Source organism: Arsenicitalea aurantiaca, assembly GCF_003994485.1.
GTDB classification, from domain to species: Bacteria; Pseudomonadota; Alphaproteobacteria; order Rhizobiales; family Devosiaceae; genus Arsenicitalea; species Arsenicitalea aurantiaca.
This window is the reverse complement of record NZ_RZNJ01000004.1, coordinates 1-11,328: the sequence shown is the minus strand read 5'-3', so window position 1 is coordinate 11,328 and position 11,328 is coordinate 1. Positions and strand designations below refer to the sequence as shown.

5 protein-coding genes are annotated in these 11,328 nt (G+C 57.8%); 2 read left to right on the top strand and 3 right to left on the bottom strand.

The genetic code is table 11. The features are described 5' to 3' along the window. The first annotated feature begins 34 nt into the window (after positions 1-34). Positions 35-1,564 (top strand): ABC transporter substrate-binding protein, encoded by a 1,530-nt coding sequence (locus tag EMQ25_RS11365; protein WP_127188718.1) that lies wholly within the window; start codon positions 35-37, stop codon positions 1,562-1,564. Positions 1,565-2,735: 1,171 nt separating this feature from the next. Here the strand turns inward: EMQ25_RS11365 and EMQ25_RS11360 are convergent. The 3 genes from EMQ25_RS11360 to EMQ25_RS11350 form a co-directional block, all read right to left on the bottom strand. After that, a complete protein-coding gene (locus EMQ25_RS11360; protein WP_158626060.1) occupies positions 2,736-3,473 on the bottom strand; it encodes an outer membrane protein in 738 nt (245 codons plus the stop codon). 641 nt (positions 3,474-4,114) lie between these two features. Further along, complete coding sequence (locus EMQ25_RS11355; RefSeq protein ID WP_127188716.1) at positions 4,115-6,262, bottom strand: putative bifunctional diguanylate cyclase/phosphodiesterase; 2,148 nt, start codon at positions 6,260-6,262, stop codon at positions 4,115-4,117. A gap of 458 nt (positions 6,263-6,720) precedes the next feature. Next, positions 6,721-7,398, bottom strand: coding sequence for an outer membrane protein (locus tag EMQ25_RS11350; RefSeq protein WP_158626059.1), 678 nt, complete (start codon positions 7,396-7,398; stop codon positions 6,721-6,723). A 750-nt stretch (positions 7,399-8,148) separates the two neighbouring features. Between EMQ25_RS11350 and EMQ25_RS11345 the strand changes: the two genes are divergently transcribed. After that, on the top strand, positions 8,149-10,734 hold the full coding sequence (locus EMQ25_RS11345) for an EAL domain-containing protein (RefSeq protein ID WP_158626058.1): 2,586 nt from the start codon (positions 8,149-8,151) through the stop codon (positions 10,732-10,734). Positions 10,735-11,328: the final 594 nt, after the last annotated feature.

Sequence of the window (11,328 nt, the reverse complement as noted above, 5' to 3'; positions counted from 1 at the left end):
GCGCGACATCAACAAGGGAAGGACGTCGACTGCAATGAGAAAGCTGATAGCGACAGGATTGCTGGCCGCCGCGCTGGCATCCTATTCAACCGCAGGCATGGCCCAGAGCACAGTATATTTTGGCATTTCGGGCGAGCCCACCACCATGGATCCGATGATGCAGACCGGAACGACCTTCCGGACTGTCAAGCTCGGCATCCATCGCGGGCTGGTGAACTACGATGTGGATGGCTCGATCTCCCACGAGCTGGCGGAAAGTTATGAAGTGGCGCCCGACGGGCTGTCCATCACCTTCGCACTCCGCGACGCGCTGTTCCATGACGGCTCGCCGGTCACCGCGGCCGACGTAAAGGCCTCTCTCGACCGTATCCGCGATCCGGAAGGGGCGGCGTCGTTCCGCAACGAGCTGTCGGCGATCACCGACATCGAGGTGGTCGACAACAAGACGGTCAGGCTGGTGTTGGACCAGCCCAATGCGGCAATGATCCATTATCTGGCACTGCCAGAATCGGTGATCATGCCGGCCAGTTGGATAGAGGCCTTTGAAGCCGACCCCAACGTCGCCCCGATCGGTGCCGGCCCCTTTCGCTTCGTCAACTGGACGCGCGGCCGCGAAATCGTCGCCGAGCGGTTCGAAGACTACTACAAGGAAGGCAAGCCACATCTGGACGAGGTGCACTACGTGTTCTACGGCGATGAGAACGCCCGGGTGAACGCTATCCGCACCGGCGACGTCGACATCATCGACTATGTGCCGGCGCGGGAGCTCGAAGCCTTGGAGGCCGAAGCCGAGATCCGCACCGAACGTACGTTCGGCCCGTTCATGGGCCTGCAGTTTAACACCCAGTTCGAACCGTTCAGCCACCCCGAAGTGCGCCAGGCCATCGCCTATGCCGTCGATCGTGCGGTGATCATCAACACCGCCTTCAACGGCATCGGCACGCCCATCTATGGGCTGGCCATTCCCGAAGGCTATATGGGCTATTCAGAAGAAACCACAAACTACTTCACCCACGATGTGGAGCGGGCCCGCGAACTGCTGGCAGAGGCGGGATATGCCGACGGGTTCGAGGCAAGGCTGCTGGCATCGGCCCAGTACAGCTTCCACCAGAACACGGCAGTGGCGATACAGTCCGAACTCGCCAAGATCGGCATCACTGTGACGCTCGATCTGCCCGACTGGGCCAACCGCATGTCCAAGGCATCGGTAGCGGACTACGACTTCATGGTCATGGGCAGCCTTGGGGAGATCACCGACCCCGACTGGCTGAGTAACTATTACTATGGTGGCACGCAGCTGGTGCGGAACAACAACTCGGCCTATTTCCAGGACGACCGCATCGACGAACTGCTGGACCAGGCTCGCGTTTCCACCGATCAGGAGGAGCGTGAGGCACTCTATGCTGAGTTCGCCGACCGCGCGCTCGAGCTTTCGCCACTTGTCTTCTACATGTGGCGCGACCAGAGCTACGCCGTGCGCGAAAACGTGCAGGGCTTCACAAATATGCCCGCCTTCCTCAGCTTCCAGTCGGGCTTTTCCATCGAGAACGTGACGGTCGAATAAGGCTTAGACACGGATGCGGCCGGAGGTTGAACCCTCCGGCCGTAATATCTCCGCCGAACAGTCAATATCGGGACGCCGAACCGTGGTCGACGCAACTTGGAAAAGTAATGACGCTATTACCGGCTCCGCTAACCTCGCGATCGCTCATCTTTACATCCGCCCAAGGCGGGGCGCCCTGGAGCCCTTCGATGATTGCGGAAACGTCCCGAACGCCCATGTTGGGGAAGGCCATCAGGCAGGACGATCAAGCAGTTCATCGTAGGCGGAGATACCCTCCAGCCACAAATGCTGCTCGTCAGCAGACCTGTCTCGATTGACGAGGCAGCACCACGTCCGATTGCCTTCCCGCAGACCTCCCCGACCCCCGTTCCGTCCTCAGCCTGCTTCAATACGGAAGCGATCTGCGCCTCCGAGAACTTAGATACCTTCATGGAACTCTCCTTCTCCCCAGTCAGGGATCATAAATGGAAAACTCCAGCCAAAAACGGTCCGATTTAATGGGGGCACGTCAGGAGGAGAGAACAATCGCGCGGGAAGGGGCGCGCTTATTGAGGTACAAACCGCTTAACAGCCGGCTGTTCCCATCAAACGACGAGGAGAGGAGATCCGCTTCGACCGCGATGGAGGCAGCACAACTCCTCGCGCTCATGCGAAAGGTTGTCGACGCCTTTTGGGGGACAAAGGCAGGAGGCTGCGCTAGGCGTCCCGGGCAGCACGCTGATTGGCGGATGGCACACTCCGGAGCTTCCCGACATTCAGCAGGGCCGACCTAAACTCAGCACCGACGGTGCAAACTTCGGGATCGCCAGTATTCTGACACCTGCTCCCGAGTGCATTGAAGATGAAATTTCTTATCCCCATCTTGAGCCCTGCTACTGATGCCACTGCGCCATCCCAAGGTGATCGCACCGCCATGGATCTGCTTTGACGATGCGATAGTAGGCGGCCTCATGTGGCTGCACGACAAGCAAGTGTAAGACCTTTTGCGCTACAGGTTAGAAGTGCGCGCTGATCCTTCGAGGGCTGGCTCATGCGTCCACCAGAGAGGACTTAGCTCGGCTGCCGAGGGGTGTGACGCATACTGACAGTGGCAGTGCCTGCCGCCAGGAGAAAAGAAAACCTCCAGCGCCACGGAGCGCCGGAGGCTTTCGCTGCTGCTCTTGGGAAGCGGCTAGAAGCGGAAGTTGAGGCCCGCCTTGATGGTATGGAAGGAAAGATTCTCATCAAATGTGATGTCGGGGCCCAGGTCATCGCCCGAGTAAAGCTCGTCCGACCCAAGGTCGAAGTAGGAGTACTCAGCCTGAAGCGAAATCGTTTCGGTAACTCTCGCTTCGAGACCTGCGCCGACGACGAAGCCAGTACGGTCGCCTGATGCGGCATCGCCCAGATCGAGCGAAGTCGTACCGAAGCTTATTTCGCGCTCAGTATGACCGAAGGCGACACCGCCATGGACGTAGCCAAGCAGGTTCTCGAAGCTCAGCCCGGCGCGGGCGCGAAGAGTGGCCAGCCAAGTCAAAGTGGACGAGACTTCAAGATCCGTCGGCGAGCCGAGGTCGATCGTGCCGTCGATGCCTGCATGGATGTTCGTCCATGCGACATCGCCCACAATGCCCAGCACGAAGCCGTTGCCGACATCGAGATCATAACCGGCTTGGACGCCGGCAAGACCGCCGCCAGAGCTGACATTCAGATCCACCACCGTGCTGGGAGCGCCTTCCACATCAACTGTATAATTTGTGTCGCCCGCGCCAATACCGCCGAACACGCCGACATAGAAGCCGGTCCAGCTATTGACGACAGGGGCAGGATCGTACGCGATCGGATCATAAACGCCGAGGTCAGCGGCGAGAGTAGAGCCCGCGAGCGATGCGAAACCGGCGCCGGCCAGCAGGATTGCCTTCAATTTCATGATTATATTCTCCCATGCATGGAACTGGGCAATTTTGTGGCGCATGAGTAGCCGCTCCGTCTAGAGCAAACATCGCTTGTCCGAACATGAAGACAGGGCTGTGATAAATGTATCACGACTTTAACCGTTGCTTAACCAAATGCTCACTCAAGCCGACACGTCGGCGGATCTGAGGTGGTTGGATTGGTCGAGGGAGGCGTCCGCGTTACAAGACTGAAGCCACGCCCGCCGGCATGTGCGGCCGGCTTCTCGCGTCTCTATAGTTGGCCGGCTTCCCGGTACCAGTGAGGCCTCATGGCTGTAGCCATGGCGAGATCTTTGCCTATCCTTGCAGGCAAAGGAAGCTCCTGCTTTGCAGGAGCCGCAGCGTAGCCGGCCCACTCCCACAGCGCGAATTCCAGAGGATGATGGTCGAAGCCTCTCTCTAGCCTCAATAGCCGAGCTTCGACTGATAAATTCGCGCCATCTCGCTCACGCGCGCGATCCGCACTGGCGCGGACGACGAGCACAGTCGTCTGCTTCGCGCATTGTGTGCGTCAGTTTGAAGCTTCTTCCCCAAATGACTGTCAATGACGCCACTAGGCGCTTGAGAGGGAATCTAGCCTAGTGAACCAGTGATCCTGCATACCGACGCGGATCTGCTAGGCTCTTGCGTATCGCGCTGTTAAGATCTTCAGGCCTGTGCAGCGCGTATCCCTGTCCGTATACTGCACGCCAAGGGGCCTCAGTGCCTCCAGTATCTCCGACGTCTCCACTGCCTCCGCAATAACTTCCATCTTCATGCAAGCGGCTAGCCGGGCAACCGATTCCACAATTATGCGGCTTGCCTCATTGGTGGGGCTGGCCCTCACGAAATCCCCCTCGATCTTCACGAACTGAACGGGCAACTGCTGGAGATAGGCAAATGTAGCCATTCCGCTGCCGAAATCATCGAGAGCGAAGCGAAAGCCATATGCCGCCAATCCGCGCATGGCTGCGGCGCTTCCGCGGATATCTGAGATGGCTGCCGTCTCGGTTACTTCAAAACAGATTCGTGCGGCATTCACGTTGGGCATATCCTCAAGAAGTCTCTCGATATACGAAAGAAAGCCTGGTGCCCCCAGGGTGATTCCTGAAAGGTTGATGAAGAAGCCAACGCGGGCCCGAACTTCGGTCGGCAGCGACGAAAAATGGCCAAATGCTTTTGCGACGATGTGACGATCAAGGGCTTCGATCATTCCGAAGCGTTCGGCGGCGGGGATGAAACCGGATGGAGGAACGACCGTCCCCTCGGTGTCGCGAAGGCGACACAGAATTTCAAAACGGGTGATATCTGCTCCTTTCGCAGGAACTATCGGGTCAATGCGCTGGGCGAAGAGCATGATCCTGTCCTCGCGAATGGCTTCCTTTAGCCGAGTGACATTATCCATTTCTGTCAGTTGCCGTCGAAGCTCATCGTCCGACGGCAGAGCAAGTTTAACGCGGTCACGGCCTGCTTCTTTGGCCAGGAAGCAGGCGGCGTCGGCATGGCCGAGGGCGTCGTCGATAGTATTCTCCTGCAATTCGCCAAACGTTGCGACGCCAACGCTGAGCGTCACGCCGTAGCGTCTGCCGTTCCAGATAAAGTTAATCGCCCGGACAGCTTGACGCATCTGGTGAGCAAGCGTCACGGCGGCATCGCTTCCGCAATTGGGCAGCAGGATTGCAAACTCATCGCCGCCCAACCGAGCCAGAACGGCCTCGGTGCCCGCTCGCATCGCCAACACATCCGACACTGTCTTGAGGAGACTGTCGCCAGCGGCGTGGCCGCATCGGTCATTGACGATCTTAAAATGGTCCAGGTCCATGTAGAGCAGCGCATGTGGCCCCTGGCCCTCCACCTGCCCGATACGTCTCGCAAATTCCCGTCGATTAAGTAGGCCGGTAAGCGCGTCATGGGCCGCCTGGAACGCCACCTCCTGTGCCAAAGTGTAGGCCTCGGTGACGTCGTGCCCTTGAACGAATATGCCGGTGACGTCTCGAGAAGCGCTCAGGATCGGCTGGTAGATCAGGTCAATATAGCGCGTCTCCAAAGGTGCTTCGGGGATCCGCTGGAGCTCAATGTGCATGGCGCGACCGATAAAGGGCTCGCCCGTCTGAAAAACTCGATCGAGCTTGCTCAGAAATCCCTGAGATACAACTTCCGGCAGGACATCAGCGAGTTCATGTCCAATGATTTCCCGGTGACCGACCAATTGGTAATAGGCGTCGTTCGCCAGAGAATAGACATGGCGCGGGCCCTCCAGGACACATATGAAACCCGGCGCTTGATGGAAGAGCTCTTGGAGACGAGCGCTTTCTGAATTCAAGACCGACTGAGCCGCCCGAACGACGAGCGCCTCGTCAGTCTTGGCGGGCTGAGCGGCTTGGTATTGGTCACCCTTTGACAGCCGCGTAATGTCGAGCGGACAGTGAAGGATGCCTGCTAAATCACCGGACGGAGAAAAAAGCGGGATGTTCGAAACCGTCCAGATGCGCTCGACGTTTCTGCCGTCCCTAGCCGAAAAGTCATAGCGCGTGCTCGAGAGGTGATGGGGCCTCATTGTGTGCAATACATGCCGAAAAGACTGCGCAAGGGCGTCTTGCTGCCCGCCGTCGCCCCCAGGAAATACCTCGAAGAGCGCCTTACCGAACAGGTCTTCGAACCTGTGATACGACACTGTCTCATAGGCGCCATTGCAGGCCACATAACGCAGCTCACTGTCCAAGATTGCGGCCGGGCTGGGCCATGCACCGAAAATCGCCGCATAGTCAGGCTTGAACAGCGTCATCGTGAAGGCCCCTCGCTTCTGACCGTCATCGCACTGTTCTACTAAACCTCTCTAGTGCACGAGCGAAAAGAAGTTTCTTATTGTTAATCGGTGCGGCAGCGGTGGGTTAGGCCGTTCAGCATTGATCCATTGACCAACTTGGGCGGGATATGCACGGCGCCTGTCTGATCCCGTGGTTCGGATCGAGTGCTGGGAGCTACAGCATGAGACCCATTGCGGCGAACGCCCGTTCGTGAAGCGTGGCAACGTCCAGAGGGGTGGCCTTCAGCAGTATCGGTATGCAGCTACATGATCCTGCGAGCACGTCGCGGTACATGCTGCACGAACGAACCAACGGGCTCGTTCCAGAGTTGCACTGCCCGAGGCGACGAGAAAGGGGGTGGCCGTTCACTGCCACCCCCTCCATCCACCACGGAGCCGCTACAACACCTAGTGGATTTTGCGTTGAAAAGACGGACCTAGAAGTGGAAGTTCAGGCCAATCTTCGCGGTCGAGACGTTAAGTGAGCCCTCGCCTGGAATGCTATTGAGGGAGTAATCCTGCGACCCGAAATCATGATAGAGATATTCCGCCTTCAGCGAGATGGTCTCAGTAACCATGGTTTCAATACCAGCGCCGACAACCCAACCGGTATGTGTGTTGGAATCCGAGTCATCGGGGAACTGAGTGCTGCCGCCGTCAAAATCCACATCGACACCGGCAAAAGCCACACCGGCGGTGCCATAGATAAGGAACGCATCAGCGGCGAAGCCGACACGGCCGCGGATGGTCGCTAGCCAATCGACAGTGGCGGTCGTGGTGGTGCCGGCATCTTCGTACGAACCGCTAATGTTGGCCCAGGCGATGTCGCCCTCGATGCCAAGAACGACGCCGTCAAGATTGACATTGTAGCCGGCCTGTACGCCAGCGAGCCACCCATCGATGTCCTCACCATCTACGGCGAAGCCGTCGACGTCCACATCGCCCCAGCCATAGCCCGCATGCACACCGACATAGGCGCCCGTCCAATTCAGCGGTGCGGAGACCTCGGGGATGTAAGGCTGTTCGACAGGAATGTAGAGATCGGCGGCGTAAACTGACCCGGTCATCACGGCTAGTGCCGCGGCTGAAGCCAGGAGCTTGGTCGCAAAATTCATGAATAGTCCTCCAGTGAGTAGGTGGCTGCTCAAGCCAGTAACGCAGAGAGTCACCGAGCGACTCAAGGGGACTAGGCCATAAAACCCGGCATAAAGGGGGCATTTATGTGGCTCATGTGACATGATAGCAACAGATCTACCTCGTGAGATCGTCCAATGACTGTGGAGCTTGTCCAGTTCCGGCACGTTGTAATTTCACCTGTATCGCTGCCACCCTTGGACATTTCGCGAACATCTGCCAGCTTCGTAGCTGTATTGCCTTCAAAGGTTCGCGTCGCTCTACTCTTACTGCCGGATCAGCAGCGTCCGAGCTGCGCGCCAAGCTCGCTATCCAAGTGCAGACGGGAGCCGTTCGCGAGAGACGCCGTACGGCGATCCTCTTAAGCATGCTTTCAATAGGCACCACAGTCGTGGTCGGGAAAACAACACGCTTCCGAACCTCGCGCAGTAGAGAGTGCAATGCGCGGAACATGCGGCCTTTACGCAGCAATTACACCTGTTGCCGAAGCGTAACGGAATGCAGGGACAGTCATGGCGGGCGGATCGGATCCTCAGGCTTCGCCTTCCAAAGGCTCCGTTTGATACCCCCTTTGGCCAGCGCTTTCGACAGAAGCTCTCGAAGTTCTCTGCGACGTGTAGCAAAGGCGCCGACCAGCGCTAGATCAGTCAATTGCTTCGCTCATCTCAGGCCGCCGTTAACCCGGTCGTGCACAAATGGCGGCTAGCTGCTTCTCGGCTGGGGCCTCACTGATGACCGATGATGTGCTGTTTAGATCGTTGACGCGAGCGGTTCCTGGAATCGTCTGGATCTCGAATTCTTCGGGCATGGTGGAATATAACAACCGCCGCTGGCAGGAATTCACCGGAATGAGACTGGAAGCAGGTCTCGGGCATGGATGGCTTGACGCAATTCATCCAGCAGACGTTGCAGCGTTCCAAGCCCAGCTCCCTCTCGACGGCGTGACCCACGCAGAGATACAGACGGAAATTCGCGTGCGTCGTCACGATGGCATCTACCATCGCCATGTCCTCAGTGCGCGTTATGTGGGCGGAGACAGGTGGATCGGTTGCGCCATTGACGTCCACGAATGGTTGATTGGCGAGGCGCGTGATGCCGCGCACAACCGGATTTTGGACCTGGTTCTGTTCGGATCCGAGCTCGACGAGGTGCTGCTGGAGCTGTGCTGTGCAGCCGAAAAACAGATTGCCGGCTCGACCTGTAGCATCTTGCTGGTTGGTCGTGATGGTGAACATTTTTCAGCTGGCATAGCGCCAAAATTTCCCCTGAACATATACGAGGGGCTAAAGTCGGTCCGCATCGCCGAGGGATCGGGATCTTGTGGGACAGCAGTCCACCAAAGGCGCGATGTCATAAGCTCCGATATTGCTGCCGACCCAATGTGGGACAACTGGCGGGAGGCAATTCTAGCGTTGGGATATCGGGCGTGCTGGTCCAAGCCCGTCTTCGATTCAAAAGGCAGAGTGATTGCGTCCTTTGGGTTCTACTTCCGCGACGTCCGAGAGCCAACATCTGCAGAGCGGAGGGAGATGGACCGGCTGCGCAGGCTCGCTGCGGTGACGATTGAACGTGCGCGGTTCATCGAGGCTCTTCGAGAAAGCGAGGAGCACTACCGCTACACGGTGGAGTTCAGCCCACAGATTCCGTGGACTGCCGATCGCGAAGGTAAGATTCTGACAGTATCAGGAAAATGGCTGGAGGCGACGAACGTCGAGCCACAACAGGCGCTAGGGGACGGCTGGCTCGCGTCACTTCATCCAGACGATGTTGGGCCCACCACCGCGAGATGGGCTAACGCGGTTGCTACGGGGCAATTGTTCGAAACGACCTATCGCATCAGACTCGCCGATGGCAGTTATCGCTGGGTGAGAGCTCACGCTCGGCCTCGACGTGCAGAGAACGGTGAGATCATCCGCTGGTATGGAGCGGCCGACGACATCCATGAGCGATATCTGGCCGAAGAGCGGCTGAAGTGGCAGGTCTATCATGATGACTTGACCGGCCTGGCAAACCGACGTCGGTTCGTCGCGGATCTTCATCAAGCGCTGGCCGATGCATCCGTACCTCTAGGACTCATGGTCCTCGATATGGACGATTTCAAGCTCATCAATGATCGTCACGGCCACCAGACGGGTGACGCGGTCTTGCGTCTGTTCGGGAGAATTCTGACAGCGGTAGCGGAACCGGGTGAGCGGGTTTATCGCTTGGGCGGCGATGAGTTTGCCATTCTCTCACAAGTTGTCTTCACCGATGAGTGTCTTCTCGCCCGCGCTTCAGAAATTGAGGTCTTCATAGACGTCAGGATGAAAGGGAACAAGAAGGCGAGGTCTGGCAGAGCAAGTATAGGCTGCACTCTGGGCCTGCCTGACGAGCACTCAGATGAAGTGTTCAAACGGGCCGATCTTGCGCTTTATGCGGCCAAGACATCTGCAAAAGGAACAGTCAAACTTTTCGATCCGCGCATCCGTAGTGTCGCCACAGGACGGTTAGAGGAGTTCGAACTGGCGCGCGCAGCTCTGCGCGAAGGCTGGATTGAGCCCTTTTTCCAACCGATCCTGTCCCTTGACACCTTTCACCCGCGTGGCTTGGAAGCGCTCCTGCGGATCCGACATCCCGAGGAAGGGCTTCTCTCGCCAATTCGCATACGCTCGGCGCTCGACGACCCACGTTTGAGCGATGCGCTTGGTCTGCGGATGGTCGAGCTTGTCGTGGATCAGATGGCCAGATGGTCCGCTGATGGCGTGCCATTCGGTCAGGTTTCCATCAATCTCGCGACAGAGAACATCGTCAATCCTGAGTTTAGCGACAGGTTGGTGACCCTGCTCGAGGGACATGAGCTTGCGCGCGAAAGCGTCAAGCTCGAGATCACCGAAAGAGTTCTGCTCGATGAGTTGGAGGATGTGATTACTCAACGACTTGAGAAGCTCAGGGATCAAGGCATAGCGCTTTCGCTGGACGATTTTGGGACAGGCTATGCCTCCCTCATTCACTTGCAAAACCTGCCCGTTACCGAGATGAAGATCGATCGATCGTTCATCTCAGCTATGCGAAACGGGCCGAAGGCGAGAGAGATCGTGCGCGCCATGATCGGACTAGCCAAAACGATGGGCTTAGTGACTGTGGCAGAGGGCGTGGAGACACAGGCAGAGGTGATGATGTTGGCATCCTGGGGCTGTGATTACGGACAAGGGTTCCTGTTCAGCCGGCCGATACATGCCGATAATGTACCGTCCTATCTCCAGCAGCAATTTGGCTTAAAGCAGCGCCGTGGGGCAGACGAGCCTGGCTCGCAGTTATCATTTTCAAATCAATCGTGATCACGGTTGTCGACGGTCATCGCGTGATGGCATCAAAATCGCTCTCGCAGCACTTAGCATCTAACAGCCTGAACTTCGGCTATCGGTTAAAGGAGAGCCGGGGCATGTCCTCTAAATGCGTCGCGGGGGTCGCCATTCGCTATGACCTCACACTTGCCGACGCAGGTATCAGCAATTTGCCAAAATCGCTGGCAGGCAGAGGTCTACTGTAGAGGTAACCTTGAGCTTGCGCACATCGCCATTTGCGAAGGAGCGCTTCCTGTTCTGGCGTCTCTACGCCTTCAGCAATAGCCGAGCTAAGCGTTTATAGCGAGGGCCGCTGTCGACTAGCGTCAAGTCAGCCTTTACGCCGCCGCGTTTTTAAAGGAATGCGTAGACTGTCAAACGGCTTCCAAATCTGACCCCCGATCGGCGTCCCATTTTGACCCCCTTCATGTAATGCACAGCGGTCAGCGCTCGCCCGGGCGGAGCTGGCCAGGGTTGCGCAGCCCGGGCGAGCGCGGCTAGCGTTTTGCAGCTTGATGCGGTGATCAGGCGCGGTTCTTGAAGCGCCAGGATTCGTTTCCGGTTTCGATGATCTCGCAATGATGGGTG